The sequence below is a fragment of the Flexivirga sp. genome, from assembly GCF_051955415.1.
Lineage (GTDB): Bacteria > Actinomycetota > Actinomycetes > Actinomycetales > Dermatophilaceae > Flexivirga.
In genome coordinates, this window is record NZ_JBQCGS010000077.1 from 34,316 (window position 1) to 51,182 (window position 16,867).

At 69.8% G+C, this 16,867-nt stretch carries 17 protein-coding genes and 1 tRNA gene; 8 read left to right on the plus strand and 10 right to left on the minus strand.

Annotation, left to right across the window (positions count from 1 at the left end; all coding sequences use genetic code 11):
* Window positions 1-48: 48 nt before the first annotated feature.
* The 10 genes from ACTHL4_RS12995 to ACTHL4_RS13040 form a co-directional block, all read right to left on the minus strand.
* A complete protein-coding gene (locus ACTHL4_RS12995; RefSeq protein ID WP_440283189.1) occupies window positions 49-1,182 on the minus strand; it encodes a bifunctional RNase H/acid phosphatase in 1,134 nt (377 codons plus the stop codon).
* Window positions 1,183-1,186: 4 nt separating this feature from the next.
* Window positions 1,187-1,927, minus strand: coding sequence for a zinc ribbon domain-containing protein (locus ACTHL4_RS13000; RefSeq protein ID WP_440283190.1), 741 nt, complete (start codon window positions 1,925-1,927; stop codon window positions 1,187-1,189).
* On the minus strand, window positions 1,924-2,793 hold the full coding sequence (locus ACTHL4_RS13005; RefSeq protein ID WP_440283191.1) for a Nif3-like dinuclear metal center hexameric protein: 870 nt from the start codon (window positions 2,791-2,793) through the stop codon (window positions 1,924-1,926). Before ACTHL4_RS13005 ends, ACTHL4_RS13000 begins: the two co-directional genes overlap by 4 nt.
* Window positions 2,794-2,891: 98 nt before the next feature.
* A tRNA-Val gene (locus ACTHL4_RS13010) sits at window positions 2,892-2,964 on the minus strand.
* Window positions 2,965-3,023: 59 nt separating this feature from the next.
* A complete protein-coding gene (locus tag ACTHL4_RS13015; RefSeq protein WP_440283192.1) occupies window positions 3,024-3,494 on the minus strand; it encodes a peroxiredoxin in 471 nt (156 codons plus the stop codon).
* Complete coding sequence (locus tag ACTHL4_RS13020) at window positions 3,491-3,913, minus strand: DUF3052 domain-containing protein (protein WP_440283193.1); 423 nt, start codon at window positions 3,911-3,913, stop codon at window positions 3,491-3,493. Before ACTHL4_RS13020 ends, ACTHL4_RS13015 begins: the two co-directional genes overlap by 4 nt.
* Before the next feature lie 113 nt (window positions 3,914-4,026).
* Window positions 4,027-4,914: a factor-independent urate hydroxylase gene (pucL, locus tag ACTHL4_RS13025; RefSeq protein WP_440283194.1), complete on the minus strand. Its 888-nt coding sequence runs from the start codon at window positions 4,912-4,914 to the stop codon at window positions 4,027-4,029.
* Window positions 4,915-4,920: 6 nt separating this feature from the next.
* Window positions 4,921-5,262 (minus strand): hydroxyisourate hydrolase, encoded by a 342-nt coding sequence (gene uraH / locus ACTHL4_RS13030; protein ID WP_440283195.1) that lies wholly within the window; start codon window positions 5,260-5,262, stop codon window positions 4,921-4,923.
* A 4-nt stretch (window positions 5,263-5,266) separates the two neighbouring features.
* Window positions 5,267-5,812 carry a 2-oxo-4-hydroxy-4-carboxy-5-ureidoimidazoline decarboxylase gene (gene uraD / locus ACTHL4_RS13035; protein WP_440283196.1) on the minus strand — a complete coding sequence of 182 codons (546 nt, stop codon included), beginning with the start codon at window positions 5,810-5,812 and terminating at the stop codon, window positions 5,267-5,269.
* A gap of 65 nt (window positions 5,813-5,877) precedes the next feature.
* Window positions 5,878-6,633: an IclR family transcriptional regulator gene (locus tag ACTHL4_RS13040; RefSeq protein WP_440283197.1), complete on the minus strand. Its 756-nt coding sequence runs from the start codon at window positions 6,631-6,633 to the stop codon at window positions 5,878-5,880.
* Between the two features lie 89 nt (window positions 6,634-6,722).
* Here ACTHL4_RS13040 and ACTHL4_RS13045 point away from each other — a divergent pair, with 89 nt between their 5' ends.
* The 8 genes from ACTHL4_RS13045 to ACTHL4_RS13080 all read left to right on the plus strand — a co-directional run.
* Window positions 6,723-7,967: a DUF6986 family protein gene (locus tag ACTHL4_RS13045; protein ID WP_440283198.1), complete on the plus strand. Its 1,245-nt coding sequence runs from the start codon at window positions 6,723-6,725 to the stop codon at window positions 7,965-7,967.
* A gap of 18 nt (window positions 7,968-7,985) precedes the next feature.
* Window positions 7,986-8,807, plus strand: a complete 822-nt coding sequence (locus ACTHL4_RS13050) for a bifunctional allantoicase/(S)-ureidoglycine aminohydrolase (RefSeq protein ID WP_440283199.1) — start codon at window positions 7,986-7,988, stop codon at window positions 8,805-8,807.
* A gap of 188 nt (window positions 8,808-8,995) precedes the next feature.
* Window positions 8,996-11,755, plus strand: coding sequence for a pyruvate dehydrogenase (acetyl-transferring), homodimeric type (aceE, locus tag ACTHL4_RS13055; RefSeq protein ID WP_440283200.1), 2,760 nt, complete (start codon window positions 8,996-8,998; stop codon window positions 11,753-11,755).
* Between the two features lie 139 nt (window positions 11,756-11,894).
* On the plus strand, window positions 11,895-13,022 hold the full coding sequence (locus ACTHL4_RS13060; RefSeq protein WP_440283201.1) for a PucR family transcriptional regulator: 1,128 nt from the start codon (window positions 11,895-11,897) through the stop codon (window positions 13,020-13,022).
* 101 nt (window positions 13,023-13,123) lie between these two features.
* Window positions 13,124-14,050 (plus strand): ACP S-malonyltransferase, encoded by a 927-nt coding sequence (locus ACTHL4_RS13065; RefSeq protein WP_440283202.1) that lies wholly within the window; start codon window positions 13,124-13,126, stop codon window positions 14,048-14,050.
* A 49-nt stretch (window positions 14,051-14,099) separates the two neighbouring features.
* The gene (locus ACTHL4_RS13070; RefSeq protein ID WP_440283203.1) at window positions 14,100-15,179 is read left to right on the plus strand and encodes a beta-ketoacyl-ACP synthase III; all 1,080 of its coding nucleotides are present in this window, start codon (window positions 14,100-14,102) and stop codon (window positions 15,177-15,179) included.
* Between the two features lie 106 nt (window positions 15,180-15,285).
* Window positions 15,286-15,534 (plus strand): acyl carrier protein, encoded by a 249-nt coding sequence (locus ACTHL4_RS13075; protein WP_440283204.1) that lies wholly within the window; start codon window positions 15,286-15,288, stop codon window positions 15,532-15,534.
* A gap of 103 nt (window positions 15,535-15,637) precedes the next feature.
* A partial coding sequence (locus ACTHL4_RS13080) for a beta-ketoacyl-[acyl-carrier-protein] synthase family protein (RefSeq protein ID WP_440283205.1) occupies window positions 15,638-16,867 on the plus strand: 1,230 nt, incomplete at its 3' end.

Sequence of the window (16,867 nt, forward strand, 5' to 3'; positions counted from 1 at the left end):
ACGTCGCGCGCCATACGTCGCGTCCGCACTACGACCGCGGGATCCGGACTACCTCAGGTGGTGGGTGTCGTTGGTGTAGGCGACGCTCGCGCTGCCGTCGGCATACACGTCAATCTCGGTCAACGACGCGGGGTCGGCGGCCAACAGCCAGGCGTGCCCGAAGCTGAGTCCCAGCAAGGAGCGCAGCACCACCAGGATCGGCATCCGGTGTGTCGCCACGACGACGGTGCCACCGTGCTCCAGCGCACGCTCACGCGCGGCGTTGATGCGCTCGGTCAGCTCCAGATGGGTCTCCCCGCCGTCGACGCGGAAGTCCTCCTCGACCCGCATCCTGGCCGGGTCGCCGGGATAGCGTTCGCCGATCTCCGCATAGCTCAGACCGTCCCAGGCGCCGAATGCCTGCTCGTCCCAGTCCTCGTCGACCACCGGCGTGACGCCCAGGGCACGCGCCGCGGCCGCCCCGGTCTGGCGCGCTCGCGCCAGTGAGGAGGTCAGCACGGTCACCGGGCCGCTGACCAGCTCGGCCAGCGCCGCACCGGCCTTCTCGGCCTGCTCCAGACCGGTCGCGTTGAGCGACGGGTCCGCTCCCCCGCGCCCGTCGAGCCGGCCACCGACGGTGAAGTCGGTGACGCCGTGCCGCAGCAGGATCAGCCGGGTGGCGACCGTCCGGGCGGGCAGCGACGGCCGGGACTCCTCGGTCGAGGTGTCCGCCGGCTCAACCGGGCCGTCCGGCTCCTCGCGCCACAGATCGCGTTCGACGGTCCGGCCGTCCATCCCGTCGTTGGACAGCTTGTCGGCCGCCTTGTTCTGCGCACGCGGGATCCACGTCCACTCCACCGACCCCCCGGCGGCCCGGATCCGGCGTAACACCTCCTGCGCCTCGGCGGCCAACCGCCGCATGTCCTCGTGCTTGATCTTCCACCGGCCGGCCATCTGCTCGATGACCAGCCGCGAGTCCATCCGGACGGCGATGTCGGCGCCCTCGTCGATCGCCTCGGCCGCCCGCAGGCCGGCGATCAGGCCCTGGTACTCGGCGACGTTGTTGCTCGCCTTGCCCAGCGGCGCCGCGCGTTCGGCGAGCAGTGACCGGTCTCGCGCATCGCGCACCAGAGCGCCGTAGCCGGCGACACCGGGGTTGCCGCGAGAGCCACCGTCGGCTTCGACGATGAGAGAACGCCCCATCTGTCTACAGACCCGACTCGGCCGTGCGGATCAGGATCCGGCGGCACTCCTCGCACCGCACCACCTCGTCCTCGGCGGCCGCGCGGATGCGCGCCAGATCCGCCTGGCCGAGCTCCAGGCCGCAACCGCTGCAGCGCTTCTGCTGCAACGCCGCGGCTGCGACACCGCCCATCTGGTCACGCAGCTTGTCGTAGAGCGCGAGCAGGTCGGCGCCCACACCCGGCGCCACGTTGGCACGGTCGCGCTCGACCGTCTCGCGCTCGGCGACGATCTCGGCGAGGGCCTTGTCCTTGGCGGACTGCAACTCCTCGACACGCTGCTGTGCCTCCTGCTGGGCCGCCTCCTTGGCCGTCAGGTCGGACTGCAGGCTCTCGGCGCGCTCCATCACCTCCAACTCCACGTCCTCCAGCTCGGACTGCCGGCGCGCGAGCGTCTCCAACTCGTGCTGCAGGTTCTGCAGTTCCTTGGCCGTGCCCGTGCCGCTCTCGAGGCGCCGGCGATCCCGCTCCGCCCGGTCGCGGACCAGTTGCACGTCGGCGTCGGCCTTGCTGACGGCGCGGGCGTTGTCCTGCAACGCCGTGCGCGCGAGCACGACCTCCTCGGCGAGGGTGCCGGCCCGGGCGGTGGCCTCGTCCAGCTGCGTCTGCACCGGCAACGTGCGTTCGCGGTGGCCCAACTGGTCGAGGCGGGTGTCGAGCTTCTGCAGGTCCAGCAGTCGCCACTGGCGGGTGAGATCAGCCTTCACAGGGCGTCATGCTCCTTCGGTCGGTCGGTCGGTTCCCCGTGCCCGGTCGGCACGACGAAGTCCCAGGGATCGGTGCGCAGGCGCGACACCGTGGTCTGCACGTCATACCCCTGCGCGACCAGCGCGGTGCGCAGCCGGTCGGCCGCCCCGGTCAGCCACAGGGATTCGGTGGCCCAGTGCCCGGCATCGATCAGGTATGGCGCACCGCCGCGCGCCTCTTCGCGTGCCTCCAGCGCCGGATGGTGCCGCAGGTCCGCGGTGACGTAGACGTCGGCACCGCTGCGCCGGACGGCGTCGAAACGGTCGTCGCCGGCGCCGCCCTGCACGGCGACCCGCCGCACGCTCGCCTCCGGATCCCCGCTGACCCGCAACCCCGCGGGTGCGGCCGGCAGTGCGTCGGCCAGCGCACGGCAGAAGGCACCCAACGTGGTGGGCGACGGCAGGTCCCCGACCCGGCCGATCGGTTGCCCGTCCTCCTCGTCCAACGGGTCCGTGGCCGACAAGCCGCACGCGGTGGCGAGCGCGTCATTGACCCCCGGGTCGGCCACGTCGGCGTTGGTGTGCGCGCAGTAGAGGGCGACGTCGGCGACCACCAGGGTCGTGATGGCGGCCCCCTTGGCGGTGGTCGTCGCCACGGAGTGCACGCCGCGCAGCAGCAGCGGGTGGTGGGTGACCAGCAGGTCGGCTCCCAGCTCGCGCGCCTCGGTGATCACCCACAGCGTCGGGTCCACGGCGAAGTGGATACGGCTGACGGTCTGCTGCAGGTCGCCGGTGACCAGCCCGACGCGGTCCCATCCGGCGGCGGTCTGCGGCGGGTAGAACCCGTCGAGCGCCCGGACCGCGTCCGCGAGGGTGGGACTTGTCACGTGACGCCTCTCTGGTCGATGCAGCTGTGCACTTGGTCCGTGGTGCCAGGTTGTGTCAGCCCGCCGACCGAAGGCCGGCGAAAAAACACCATGACGAGTGGGCCCGGCCGGGCTCGAACCGACGACAGCCGCGGTGTAAACGCGGTGCTCTACCAACTGAGCTACAGGCCCTCGCGCGTTGCGTGCGTCCGCGGCAGGCCGCGGCGACGGCCATTCTGCCAGCCGGACCCTCAGAGCGCGGCCAGCGCCTCCCGGTAGCCGGCGAAGTCGCGGGCCTTGCCCGGGCCGTTGAGCTGCGTCCAGCGCACGACTCCCGTGGTGTCGACCAGGAAGGTGCCACGGATCGCCATACCGGCGTCGGCGTTGAAGACGTCGTATGCCGTCGCCACCGCTCCGTGCGGCCAGAAGTCGGACAGCAGGTCGAAGTCGTAGCGCTCGGCGTCGGCCCAGGCGCGCAGCGTGAACATCGGGTCGCACGAGATCGCGGCGACGTCGGCGGCACCTGCCGCGGTGAATCCGTCGAAGTCGTCGCGGATCCCGCAGAGTTCACCGGTGCACACCCTGGACCAGGCGAACGGGTAGAAGACCAGGAGCACGGGCCGGTCGGCGACCCGTTCCCGCAGCGACCACGACTCCCCGTGCTGGTTCTGCACGGTGAAGTCGGGGGCCGTGGCGCCGACGGCGGGAGGGCTGGAGGTCATCGCTGCTTGGCCACTCCGCCCTGCACCAGTTTGGTCGCGATCCACTCGCTGCCGGCCCGGGTCGAGGTGCCGGCGTTGAGGCCGGCGGTCTGCGCGGCCTCGGCGATGTCGCTGGCGTCGACGTGGTCGGGGTGGCCCGCCCCGGGCACGAGCAGGACGACGAAACCCTTGTCGGCCAGGTTGGTCAGCGCATCGACGCAGTCGTCGATCAGATCGCCGTCACCGTCGCGCCACCACAGGAGTACGGCGTCCACGACACCGTCGTAGTCCTCGTCCTCCAGGCCGGAACCGATGAGCTCCTCGATCTGTTCGCGCACGGCGTCGTCGACGTCGTCGTCCCAACCGAGTTCTTGTACCACCTGGTCTTTTTCGAAGCCGAGTTTCTCGGCCAGTGCGGATTTCTGGGCCCCAATTGCCATGGCCGTAGTTCACTAGGAACTGCGCCGGTTTGCAACCGGGCGCCCCTGATCGAGAGTGGATCGTGCTGTTCCACCGCTCGGTCGGACGCCCGGTCGCTCCGTGCAGAACCCGCCTACCAGGCCTGGCCGGGGTCGTATGCCGAGGACCTGTCGACGTCCTCGCTGCGCTTGATCGTGGCTTCGATCAGGCCGTAGGGCCGGTCGGCCGCGTAGTGCACCTCGCAGTTGTTCTCGACGCCGAACGGGCTCAGGTCGACCACGAAGTGGTGCTTGTTCGGGCAGCTGAAGCGCACCTCCTCCACGCTCGGCACGGCGTCCAACACGGCGGTGCCCATCTCCCACAGCGTGTGTTGCAGGGCATAGCTGTATGCCGCCGCGAAGCTGCCGGTGATCGCGTCCAGCACCGAATCGAACGCCTTGCCCCAGTCGACGTCGGTCCCGTCGTGCACCCACTGGGCCGTGACCGCGGTCGCCATGATCCGGTCGTCGGTGGGCTGCAGTGTCGTGTACTTGTCCTGGTAGAAGCCGTGGAACTCCGAGTCGGTGGTCTTCAGGACCGTCAGCTCCTTCAGACCGCTGACGACGCTCGTCCCCTCGGCGGTGCGGGTGACCGTGACGGTGCGCACATAGTCGCCGTTCTTGACGAAGGCGTGCGGGTTGTCGTGGGATCGCTGCCACGGCACCGCCTCGACGTTGATCCGGACGCCCGCGACCTGCGGCACCTCGATGAAGTGGTCGGCGAGCGCGACGGCGAACGACTCGGGCTCGCGGACCGCGTCGCCGGCTTCCTTGGCGAACGAGTTGACGGTGTTCTTGCACGCGTCGGTGGTGAGCACCTTGGCCTGGTCGCCACGGATGTGCGCGTCCTCGAAGTCGCCCGTCAGGGAGACCGAGACGTTGTAGTCGACCAGGTCGTGCGGTGCCTGCGGGTCGTCGCGGAAGACGCGGACGACGTGCACCTCGGCCTTGCCGTACTGGTTGTGCCCGAGCACATAGGACATTGCGGATCAGCTCCCTCTGTAGGTGGAGTACGCGAACGGACTCAGTAGCAACGGCACGTGGTAGTGCCGCTCTTCGTCGACGACGAAGGTGATCGCCACCTCGGGATAGAAGGCCCGGACCCCGGCAGCCTCGAAGAAGCTGCCGGTGGCGAAGACGATGCGGTAGGTGCCGTGCGGCATACCGTCGGGCATCAGCCCGGCGATCCGGCCGTCATCGTCGGTGGTGCCGGATCCGACGGGCGTCCCATCGGATCCGGCACCGGTCTGTGCGAACACCGTGACCCGGATGCCGGCGGCCGGCGTTCCGTGAACGGCGTCGAGAACATGGGTGGACAGGCTGCAGCTCATCGAACTACCTTCCATCGTCCGCGGCCTGGGGGTCGAAGGTCCCCTCCAGGCGTAGCCGGGTGATCTGCCGCAACTGCTCGCGCACCTCGGCGCGCTCGGCGTCGTCGTCGTTGCCGAGCCGGCGCTGCAGTTCCGCCAGGATCTCGCGCGGGCTGCGGCCGGCGGCGCGGATCAGGAAGACCCGGTCGAAACGCTGCTCGTAGTCCCTGTTCCCCTGCAGGATCTGCGCAGCCACGTCCTCGTCCGCGGACTGCATGGCGGACTGCTCCGAGCGGGACAGTTGCGCGGCGGCGTCCTCGCCGCGCATGCGCTCGCCGATGCGCGGGTGCCCGGCCAACGCCGCGGCGAGGTCGGTCTCGGTGAGGTCGTCGAAGATCCGGTCGGACGCAGTCAGCAGCGCGGCGGTGTCGTCATACGGGCGGCGCTCGACGAGCGCGCGGGCCCACGCCGGGCTCGCGCACAGGGGCAGCAGCATGCGGACGGCGTCCGCGGCCGGAGCCTCGGCGAACTCCGTCAGCGCATTTCGCTGAATGGAACTTTGATTCCGCATAAAGGAATGGTGGGCAATGAAGTGCCCGCTGTCAAGGGCTGACGGCCGGTTCTGCGCGGATCGGGTCAGCCGGCCAGCTGACGGGCCAGTTCGCTGGACACGTCCTGCAGCACCGGTATGGCGCGCTGCTGCAACTCCTCGGTCATCCGGGCCGCCGGACCGGAGATCGACAGCGCCAGCCGGGTGACCGCGCCGATCACCGGGATGGCCAGGCAGACGACACCGTCCTCCATCTCACCGTTCTCGTGCGCCACGCCCTCCTTCCGGACCAGCGCCAGTTGATCGATGAACTCGTCGGGATCGGTGATGGTGGCGGCGGTCACCGCCGGCATGCCGACCCGGTCGAGGATCCCGCGCACCTCGTCGTCGTCCAGCTGCGCCAGCAGGGCCTTGCCGGCGGCGCGACAGTGCGGGTGCACGTGCTGGCCCAGCTGGGTGAACATCCGCATCGCCCGCGGCGAGGGCGCCTGCCCGACATACACCAGCATGTCGCCGTCCAGGGCCGCGAGATTGACGCTCTCCCCCAGCCGGTGCACGACATCGGCGAGGGTGGAACTGCTGCGCGAGCCGAAGGCCTCCAGGGCGGAGTTGCCCAGCGGGATCAGCCGGGAGCCGAGCGCGTAGCGCCGGTCCGGCAGCTGCCGCAGATAATTGCGGTCGACCAGCGTGCGCACGATGCGGTGGATCGTCGGCATCGGCAGTCCGGAGGCAGCGCTCATCTCCACCAGCGCCATCTCGCCGCCGGCCCGATCGATGAGTTCGAGTATGTCGAGCGCACGCCCGACGGACTGCACACCACCGGGCTTGGCCTGCTGGGTCATGACGGACTCCTCCACTTGCTGACATTCGACAACATGGAATTTACACTCCATGATACGAAATACGGGAACTCGGACCGAGAGGAGCCACCGTGCCCGACTTCCGCACCGTACTCACCGATCGACTCGACGTCGCGCTGGCCGATGCCGACACCGCGCTGGGCACCGACTACCCGGGCGCGCCCACCGGCCGCTTCCCGGTGCACACGGTCTATCTGCCCGCCGACCGCTGCACCGCCGCCGACGTGCGGCAGTTCGCCGCGACGGCACTCGACCTGCTGACGACCTTCGCCCCGGACCCGGACGAATTGGCCCGTGCCACAGGCGAACCCGTCGCCGATGTCGCGGCCGTGCACGAGCGGCTGCTGGCCAAGCTCGAACGCGACCCGATCGAGGATCTGCGCGCCGACTTCGAGGACGGATACGGCATCCGCCCCGACGACATCGAGGACGAGCACCTAGCCGGCGTGCTGCACGCTTTCACCGACCTGGCCGCGCAGGACCGACTGCCGGCCTGGCACGGCGTGCGGTTCAAGTCCTTCGAGGCGCCGACCCGCGCGCGCGGCATCCGCACCCTGGTCGACTACCTGGGCGGTATGGCGCAGGCCGGCCTGCTGGACGGCAACGTGCTGACGCTGCCCAAGGTGACCAGCGTCGCCCAGGTGGCAGCGATGGACACCGCGTGTGCCGCGCTGGAGCAGGAGCTCGGACTGCCCTCGGGCAGCGTCACTTTCGAGGTCCAGGTGGAGACGCCGCAGGCGATCCTGGCAGCGGACGGCACGGCCGCGGTCGCACGCATGGTGCACGCGGCGCCCGGCCGGGTCAGCTCCCTGGTCTACGGCACGTTCGACTACAGCGCGGGCCTCGGCATCGCCGCGGCGTACCAGGCGCTGGACCACCCGGCCGCCGACCACGCCAAGGCGGTCATGCAGGTCGCCGCCGCGCAGACCGGCACCCGGATCTGCGACGGCTCGACCAACGTCGTCGCCTTCGGGGACCGCGAGTCGGCACACGCCACCTGGCGACTGCACAGCGGCCTGGTGACCCGGTCGCTGGTGCGCGGCATCTACCAGGGCTGGGACATGCATCCGGGCCACCTGATCTCCCGTTACCTGGCCAACTACCTCTTCTTCCGGCGCGCGCTGCCCAGCGCCGCGGCACGGCTGGCGGCATACGTGCAGCAGACCGCAGGCGGCGACGTGATGGACGAACCCGCCACCGCCAAGATGCTGGCCGACGCCCTGCTACGCGGCGTCCACTGCGGCGCCGTGGGAGCCGACGAAATCGAATCCGCTTGTGGGCTCACCGTTCCCGAGCTCACCGAACTCACCCGCTGAATGTCAGGAGCCCCACCGATGACCACCCGCTACTACACCCCGCGCGGCGGGCTGCCGGCGCAGACCGAGCTGACCACCGACCGCTCGGTCTTCACCGAGGCGTATGCCGTGCTGCCGCGCCGCACGATGAGCGACATCACCACGAGCCGCCTGCCGTTCTGGGACGACACCCGCCTGTGGGTGCTGGCCCGGCCGTTGACGGGCTTCAGCGAGACCTTCTCGCAGTACATCGTGGAGGTCGGCCCGGGCGGCGGCAGCAACCGGCCGGAGACCGATCCCGCCGCCGAGAGCGTGCTGTTCGTGGTCGACGGAGAGTTGCGACTCCACCTCGCCGGCGCCGACCACGCCCTGCGCGCAGGCAGTTACGTCTTCCTCTCCCCCGCCGAGCAGTGGACCCTGCACAACGACTCGTCGGAGACCGCCACCTTCCACTGGATCCGCAAGCGGTATGCCGCCGTCGACGGCATCGACGCACCGGAGTCGTTCGTGACCCACGAGGACGACGTCGAGATCGGCATGATGCCCGACACCGACGACGCCTGGGGCACGCAACGGTTCGCCGACCCCGATGATGTCCGACACGACATGCACGTCAACATCGTCACCTTCGAGCCGGGCGGCGCGATCCCGTTCCCCGAGACGCACGTCATGGAGCACGGTCTCTACGTGCTGGAGGGGAAGGCGGTCTACCTGCTCAACAAGGACTGGGTGGAGGTGCAGGAGGGCGACTTCATGTGGTTGCGCGCCTTCTGCCCCCAGGCCTGTTACGCCGGCGGGCCCGGGCGGTTCCGCTACCTGCTCTACAAAGACGTTCATCGGCACGCCCCGTTGACTCTGTGACGTCGACTCCTCGCGACGCTTCGTCGCCTTCCCTGAGACGGACGTCACACCCCCGAAAGCTACTGACCAGTAGCCGAGACCCGCGTCAGGAGTCCGCCCGCCGCAGGTAGAAAATGGATTCATCCGGACACCCCCGAGAACGACATCGCAGTCGCGAAAACCGCGACGGCTCATGAGAGGAGCCACTCATGGCGCGCGAGGACGCAGGACCGATCCTCAACGGCATACCCAGCCAGCTGCCTGACATCGACCCCGAGGAGACCCAGGAGTGGATGGACTCCCTCGACGGGCTCATCGACGAGGTCGGCCAGAGCCGTGCTCGCTACATCATGCTCAAGCTGCTCGAGCGCTCCCGCGAGCGCCGTATCGGTGTGCCGTCGCTGACGGCGACCGACTACATCAACACCATCAGCCCGGAGGCCGAGCCGTGGTTCCCCGGTGACGAGGAGGTCGAGCGCCGCTACCGCGCCTGGATGCGGTGGAACGCCGCGATGATGGTGCACCGGGCGCAGCGGCCCGGCGTCGGTGTCGGCGGCCACATCTCCACCTATGCGTCCGCCGCGACGCTCTACGAGGTCGGCTTCAACCACTTCTTCCGCGGCAAGTCGCACCCCGGCGGCGGTGACCAGGTCTTCTTCCAGGGCCACGCCTCGCCGGGCATGTACGCCCGCGCCTTCCTCGAGGGCCGGTTGTCCGAGGACCAGCTCGACGGTTTCCGCCAAGAGCACTCGCACATCGTGCAGGGCCAGCGGCTCGGGCTGCCGTCCTACCCGCACCCGCGGAACATGCCCGACTTCTGGGAGTTCCCGACGGTGTCGATGGGCATCGGCCCGATGAACGCGATCTACCAGGCGCAGTTCAACAAATACCTGCACGGCCGAGGGCTGAAGGACACCAGCCAGCAGCACGTATGGGCCTTCCTGGGCGACGGCGAGATGGACGAGCCGGAGTCGCGCGGCCTTTTGCAGTTGGCGGCCAACGAGGAGCTGGACAACCTCACCTTCGTGGTCAACTGCAACCTGCAGCGGCTCGACGGGCCGGTGCGCGGCAACGGCAAGATCATCCAGGAGCTGGAGAGCTTCTTCCGCGGTGCCGGCTGGAACGTCATCAAGTGCATCTGGGGCCGCGGCTGGGACCCGCTGCTGGCGGCCGACCGGGACGGCGCCCTGGTCAACATCATGAACTCCACTCGTGACGGCGACTATCAGACGTTCCGCGCGAACGACGGCGCCTACGTCCGCGAGCACTTCTTCGGCCGCGACCCGCGCACCCGCGAGATGGTCAAGAACTGGTCCGACGACGACATCTGGTGGAAGCTCAAGCGCGGCGGTCACGACTACCGCAAGGTCTATGCGGCTTACCAGGCGGCCACCGAGCACACCGGTCAGCCCACCGTGATCCTGGTCAAGACCATCAAGGGCTACAGCCTCGGCACCCACTTCGCCGGCCGCAACGCGACCCACCAGATGAAGAAGCTGACGCTGCAGGATTTGAAGGACTTCCGCGACTCGCTGCGGATCCCGATCAGTGACGCGGTGCTGGAGGACAACCCCTACCTGCCGCCGTACTACCACCCCGGCGAGGACGACCCGGCGATCGAGTACATGCGCGAGCGCCGCAGCAAGCTGGGCGGCGGCCTGCCGGACCGCCGGCACACCGCCAGCGCGCTCAAACTGCCGGACGACAAGGCCTACGCAGCAGCCAAGAAGGGCTCCGGTAAGCAGGAGATCGCCACCACCATGGCGTTCGTGCGCATCCTGAAGGACATGATGCGCGACAAGGAGTTCGGCAAGCACGTGGTGCCGGTCATCCCCGACGAGGCGCGCACGTTCGGCATGGACTCCTTCTTCCCGACGGCCAAGATCTACAACCCGCACGGCCAGCAGTACACCTCGGTCGACGCAGAGCTGATGCTCGCCTACAAGGAAGCGACCAACGGGCAGATCCTGCACCTGGGCATCAACGAGAGCGGCTCGGTCGCGGCCTTCACCGCGGCCGGCACGTCCTACGCGACGCACGGGCTGCCGATGGTGCCGATCTACATCTTCTACTCGATGTTCGGCTTCCAGCGCACCGGCGACTTCATCTGGGCGGCTGCCGACCAGATGAGCCGCGGCTTCCTGGTCGGTGCCACCGCCGGCCGGACCACCCTGACCGGTGAGGGCCTGCAACACGCGGACGGACACTCGCTGCTGCTCGCCGCGACGAATCCGGCTGTCGTTGCTTACGACCCGGCCTACGGCTACGAGATCGCACACATCGTCCAGGACGGTCTGCGCCGGATGTTCGGCGACAACGCCGAGAACGTCATCTACTACCTGACCGTCTACAACGAGCCGATGCAGCAGCCGGCCGAACCGGACAACGTCGATGTCGAGGGCATCCTGCGCGGCATGCACCTGGTGTCCGAGGGCGACACCGCGGACGCCTCGGACGCACCCCGCGCACAGTTGCTCGCCTCCGGCGTGGGCGTGCCGTGGGCGCTCGAGGCGCAGGCCCTGCTCAAGGACGACTGGGGCGTGGTGGCCGACGTGTGGTCGGTGACCTCGTGGAACGAGCTGCGCCGCGACGGCGAGGCGTCGGACGAGTTGCGCTTCCTGCATCCGGACGCCGAGCAGCAGGTGCCGTTCGTCACCCAGCAACTGCAGGGCCGTCCCGGTCCCGTGGTGGCCGTGTCCGACTGGATGCGCTCGGTGCAGGAGCAGATCCGCCCCTGGGTCCCGGGCGATTACGTCACCCTCGGCGCCGACGGGTTCGGCTTCAGCGACACCCGCGCTGCGGCGCGGCGCGTCTTCCACATCGACGGTCCGGCGATGGTCGTGCGCACGCTGCAGCAGCTGGCAGCCCGGGGCGAGATCGACCCGCAGGCTGCCGTCGATGCGGCCGCCAAGTACGACCTGCTCAACCCGCAGGCCGGCACCAGCGGCAACGCCGGCGGGGACGCCTGACGGCAGCGGCACCACCTCACGACGGAACGGCCGGGCTCTCGGGTCCGGCCGTTCGGTCGTTCGGTCGTTCGGTCGTTCGCATGGAACGACGTGCTTCTCCGCGGTCGGCACTGTGGCGCCATACAAATAGGCTGGCCGTATGTCGACCACCACCGGCCAGCAGCTGGAACGCAGCGCCGACCTGCTCTCGACCGCCGCGATCACCCGGCTGGAGACCAGCTACGAGTGGTACGGCCGGCTGTCGGCGGACGAGCGGTCCTGGGTCGGCCTGGTCGCCCAGGCCGGGATCGGCGCGTTCATCGCCTGGTACCGCGACCCGCGGACCAGCCCGCCGATGCCGATCGACGTGTTCGCCACCGCGCCCCGGGAGCTGACCCGCACGATCGCCCTGCAGCAGACGCTGCAGATGGTGCGCACCGCCATCGACGTCGTCGAGGAGCACGTGCCGCAGCTGGCCGCTGCCGGCGACGAACACCACCTGCGCGAGGCGGTGCTGACCTATTCGCGGGAGATCGCCTTCGCCGCCGCGCACGTCTACGCCCAGGCGGCCGAGTCGCGCGGTGCTTGGGACGCCCGTCTGGAGGCGCTGGTCGTGGACGCGGTGCTGCGTGCAGAGGCCGACGAAGCGCTCAGCTCCCGGGTCGCCGCGCTGGGCTGGGACGAGGTGCGCGGCGTGGTCGTGATCGCCGGCGCCGCTCCGCCCGGACCGGGCACCGAGGCGCTGGATGCGTTGCGCCGCAAGGCGACTCACGCTGGCCTGGTCGCCCTCGGCTCCGTCCAGCGCAGTCTGCTGATCGCCGTCCTCGGTGGTGTGGACGACGGTCCGGCAGTCGCCGCGGACTTCGAGCACCTGTGGGGCGAGGGTCCGGTCGTGGTCGGTCCACGGGTCCCCCACCTGTATGCCGCCGGCCGCAGCGCCCGGGCAGCGTTGTCCGGCTACACCTCGGCACCGGCCTGGCCGCAGGCACCGCGGCCGTGCCCGGCGAGCGAGTTACTGCCCGAGCGGGCGCTGACCGGCGACACCCGCGCGCGGCGCGCACTGGTCGACAAGGTCACCCGGCCGCTGCGGGACCGTCCGGCGCTGCGGGACACCGTCCCGGCATACCTCGACGAGGGCGGCCTGGAGGCCGCGGCGCGGGTGCTGTTCGTCCACCCCAACACCGTCCGTTACCGCCTCGGACGCATCGCCGAGTTGACCGGCTTCGACCTGACCGACAGCCGCGACGCGTTCACCGTGCGGCTGGCTCTCGCGCTCTCCCGCGTCTGACCCCACCGACGCCGGCTTTGGAGGTTTCCTCCAAAGCACGAGCAGCAGCTTCGTCGGATTCGGTGACGCCATTCCATCCTCCGATCCGTCACAGTGGACCTGTGCTAGCGATCGTCTGCCCTGGACAGGGCTCCCAGGCCCCCGGATTCCTACAGCCGTGGATGGAGGTGCCCGGGTTCGCCGACCACCTGCGCAGCCTGTCGGAGGCGGCCGACTCCGACCTGGTCGCACACGGCACCACCTCCGACGCCGAGACCATCAAGGACACCGCCGTCGCACAGCCGCTGATCGTCGGTGCCGGCCTGGCGACGCTGCGCGTGCTGACCGACGGCGCGCCGATCGGCGACAGCGCGGGTGTGCTGGCCGGTCACTCCGTCGGTGAGATCACTGCCGCTGCCGCGGCGGGCGTCCTGTCCGAGACCGACGCGCTGGCCTTCGTCCGCGAGCGCGGACGGGGTATGGCGCGCGCCGCAGCCGCCAAGCGCACCGGCATGTACGCGGTGCTGGGCGGATCCGAGGACGACGTCCTGGCCGTCCTCGCCGAGCACGAGCTGACCCCGGCCAACCGCAACTGTGCCGGGCAGATCGTCGCTGCCGGCACCCTGGAGCAACTGGCCACTCTGCAGGACAACCCGCCGGCGAAGGCCCGCGTCATACCGCTGCAGGTCGCCGGCGCCTTCCACACCATGCACATGGCCGGAGCGGTCGACGGCCTGCGCACCGAGGCCGAGAAGCTCAGCCCGCAGGACCCGCAGGTGACCCTACTGTCCAACCGGGACGGTGCCGCGGTGGACAGCGGCAACGAGTTCGTCGACCGGCTGGTGACGCAGGTCGCCGGACCGGTGCGCTGGGACACCACCATGCAGACCATGCTGGACCTCGGTGTCACCGGCCTGATCGAGCTCTCCCCGGCCGGCACGCTGGTCGGCCTGGCCAAGCGCGGCATGCGCGGTGTCGCGGCGGTCGCCCTCAAGACGCCCGACGACCTCGACGCGGCGCGCGAGCTGATCCGAGAGCACGCGGGCTGACCCCGCGCCCAGCAACCACACCACCGGCACGTCCCAAGGGAGCTGATTTATGACCGTCCAGCCGAAGAACACCGGCACCATCGCCGCCATCGGCGGTGACCGGCACTCACGCATCCTCGGCGTCGGTGGTTACCGCCCCGAGCGCGTGGTGACCAACGAAGAGGTCTGCACCTGGATCGACTCCTCCGACCAGTGGATCCGCGAGCGGTCCGGCATCGTGACCCGCCGCTTCGCCCGCGAGGACGAGTCCGTGGTGGACATGTCCGAGGAGGCCGCTCGTCCGGCGCTGGAGATGGCCGGTATCACGCCCGACCAGATCGGCGCCATCGTGATGGCCACGATCAGCCACCCCTTCCAGACCCCGGCGGCGGCGCCGCTGCTGGCGACCCGGCTGGGTGCGGGCAACGTGCCGGCGTTCGACATCTCCGCGGCGTGCGCCGGCTACTGCTACGCCATCTCGGTGGCCAGCGACATGGTGCGTGCCGGCAGCGCCGACTACGTGCTGGTGGTCGGCGTCGAGAAGTTGTCGCAGTGGACCTACCGGCACGACCGCGGCACCTCGTTCATCCTGGCCGACGGTGCCGGAGCCGCCGTCGTCGGCCCGTCGGACGTGCCGCGGATCGGCCCGACCGTGTGGGGTTCGGAGGGCGACAAGTGGTCGACGATCCAGCAGCGCGTCGGCTGGGACGAGATCCGGCGCATCTGGGAGCACGTCGAGGCGACCGGCGAGGAGCCGGACTACAGCAAATTCGAGGTCGAGAACATCGCGGAGGCCTCCACCATGGCGATGGCCGGCCAGTCGGTCTTCCGGTGGGCCGTGTGGGGTATGGCGCCGGTCGCCCAGCAGGCGCTGGACAAGGCCGGCATCACCGCCGCCGACCTCGACGCGTTCATCCCGCACCAAGCCAACATGCGGATCATCGACGCGATGATCAAGCAGTTGAAATTGCCCGAGGACATCCCGGTCGCCCGCGACATCGCCGAGACCGGCAACACCTCCGCGGCGTCCATCCCGCTGGCCACCGAGCGCATGCTGCGCGAGGGAGAGGCGCCGCACGGCGGACTCGCGCTGCAGATCGGCTTCGGCGCCGGCCTGGTGTATGCCGCCCAGGTTGTCGAACTTCCCTGAGCCGCCCCGCTAAGGTCGAAGCCAGAGAATTCCCGCGATCCGGCGGGCAATCCGGGTCAGCCCGAAGGTGAAAACCACCATCAGCAACGCAAGAAGGAGACCAGACATGGCGCAGAGCGAGCAGGAGATCCTGCAGGGCCTTGCCGACATCGTGAACGAGGAGACCGGTGTCGACGCTGCCGACGTGCAGCTGGACAAGTCGTTCACCGAGGACCTCGACATCGACTCGCTGTCCATGATGACGATCGTCGTCAACGCCGAGGAGAAGTTCGGCGTGCGCATCCCCGACGACGACGTCAAGAACCTCTCGACCGTCGGCGACGCCGTCTCCTACATCCAGAAGGCGCAGGCCTGAGGCCTGCTGCGCATGACGGCAGCGGCCTCACCCACCAGGTGGGGCCGCTGTCGCCATACCTTCTCCACTCGTCACCCCGCCTCGTCAAGGAGCCAGAAGTTTCATGACCGCAGACAAGCGCGTCGTCATCACCGGTCTCGGCGCCACCACGCCGGTCGGCGGCACGGCACCCGAGACCTGGGACGCCCTGCTGGCCGGTGAGCCCGGCGCCCGTCCGCTGCCCCAGGAGTGGCTGGACCGCTACGAACTCCCCGTCACCTTCGCCGCCAACCTGAAGCAGGACCCGAGCGAGGTGCTTTCGAAGGTCGAGATCCGCCGGGCCGACCCGTTCGCCCAGTACGCCATGATCGCGGCGCGCGAGGCATGGGCGGACGCGGGCTCCCCCGAGGTCGAACCCGAGCGGCTGCTGGCCGCCATCGGCACCGGCATCGGCGGCGTTCACACGCTGCTCGCGCAGTACGACGTTCTGAAGGAGAAGGGCCCGCGGCGGGTCTACCCGCTGACCGTGCCGATGCTGATGCCCAACGCGGCGTCGGGCAACGTGTCCCTGGAGTTCAAGGCCCGGGCCGGCGCACACACCGCGGTGTCGGCCTGCGCCTCCGGCGCCGAGTCGATGGGTATGGCGGCCAACATGATCCGTGAGGGCCGCGCCGACGTTGCCATCGCCGGCGGCACCGAAGCGGCCATCCACCCGCTGCCGATCGCCGGGTTCGCCGCCTCCCAGGCGCTGTCCCGGCGCAACGACGACCCGCAGGCGGCGTCCCGGCCCTGGGCCGTGGACCGGGATGGATTCCTGCTCGGCGAGGGCGCCGGTGTGGTGATCCTGGAGTCCTACGAGCATGCGACGGCGCGCGGCGCGACGATCTATGCCGAGTTCGCCGGGCTGGGGATGTCGGCCGACGCTTACCACATCACCGCCGGCGACCCCGAGGGCGCGAGCCAGGCGCGTGCCATGAACGAAGCGATCGAGGCGGCCGGGCTCAGCACCTCCGACATCGTCCACGTCAACGCGCATGCGACGTCGACGCCGGTCGGTGACGCCGCGGAGATCATCTCGCTGAAGCGCGCGCTCGGCGCCGCCATGGACGACGTGTGCCTGACCGGCACCAAGTCGATGACCGGCCACCTGCTCGGCGCCGCCGGTGCGATCGAGGCGGTCATTCTGGCCCAGACACTGCACTACCGGAAGGTGCCGCGGACGATCAACACCACCGAGGTCGACCCGCAGATCGATGCCGACCTGGTGATCGACGCCAACCGCGAGTTGCCCGAGGGTGACCTGGCCGGCATGAGCAACGCTTTCGGTTTCGGCGGTCACAACATCGCGATCGTG

Coding starts and splice junctions, on each gene's coding strand:
- ACTHL4_RS12995 (WP_440283189.1), bottom strand. CDS start 1,182: ATGGGGCGTTCTCTCATCGTCGAAGCCGACGGTGGCTCTCGCGGCAAC.
- ACTHL4_RS13015 (WP_440283192.1), bottom strand. CDS start 3,494: ATGACCTCCAGCCCTCCCGCCGTCGGCGCCACGGCCCCCGACTTCACC.
- ACTHL4_RS13020 (WP_440283193.1), bottom strand. CDS start 3,913: ATGGCAATTGGGGCCCAGAAATCCGCACTGGCCGAGAAACTCGGCTTC.
- pucL (WP_440283194.1), bottom strand. CDS start 4,914: ATGTCCTATGTGCTCGGGCACAACCAGTACGGCAAGGCCGAGGTGCAC.
- uraH (WP_440283195.1), bottom strand. CDS start 5,262: ATGAGCTGCAGCCTGTCCACCCATGTTCTCGACGCCGTTCACGGAACG.
- uraD (WP_440283196.1), bottom strand. CDS start 5,812: ATGCGGAATCAAAGTTCCATTCAGCGAAATGCGCTGACGGAGTTCGCC.
- ACTHL4_RS13040 (WP_440283197.1), bottom strand. CDS start 6,633: ATGACCCAGCAGGCCAAGCCCGGTGGTGTGCAGTCCGTCGGGCGTGCG.
- ACTHL4_RS13050 (WP_440283199.1), top strand. CDS start 7,986: ATGACCACCCGCTACTACACCCCGCGCGGCGGGCTGCCGGCGCAGACC.
- aceE (WP_440283200.1), top strand. CDS start 8,996: ATGGCGCGCGAGGACGCAGGACCGATCCTCAACGGCATACCCAGCCAG.
- ACTHL4_RS13060 (WP_440283201.1), top strand. CDS start 11,895: ATGTCGACCACCACCGGCCAGCAGCTGGAACGCAGCGCCGACCTGCTC.
- ACTHL4_RS13070 (WP_440283203.1), top strand. CDS start 14,100: ATGACCGTCCAGCCGAAGAACACCGGCACCATCGCCGCCATCGGCGGT.
- ACTHL4_RS13075 (WP_440283204.1), top strand. CDS start 15,286: ATGGCGCAGAGCGAGCAGGAGATCCTGCAGGGCCTTGCCGACATCGTG.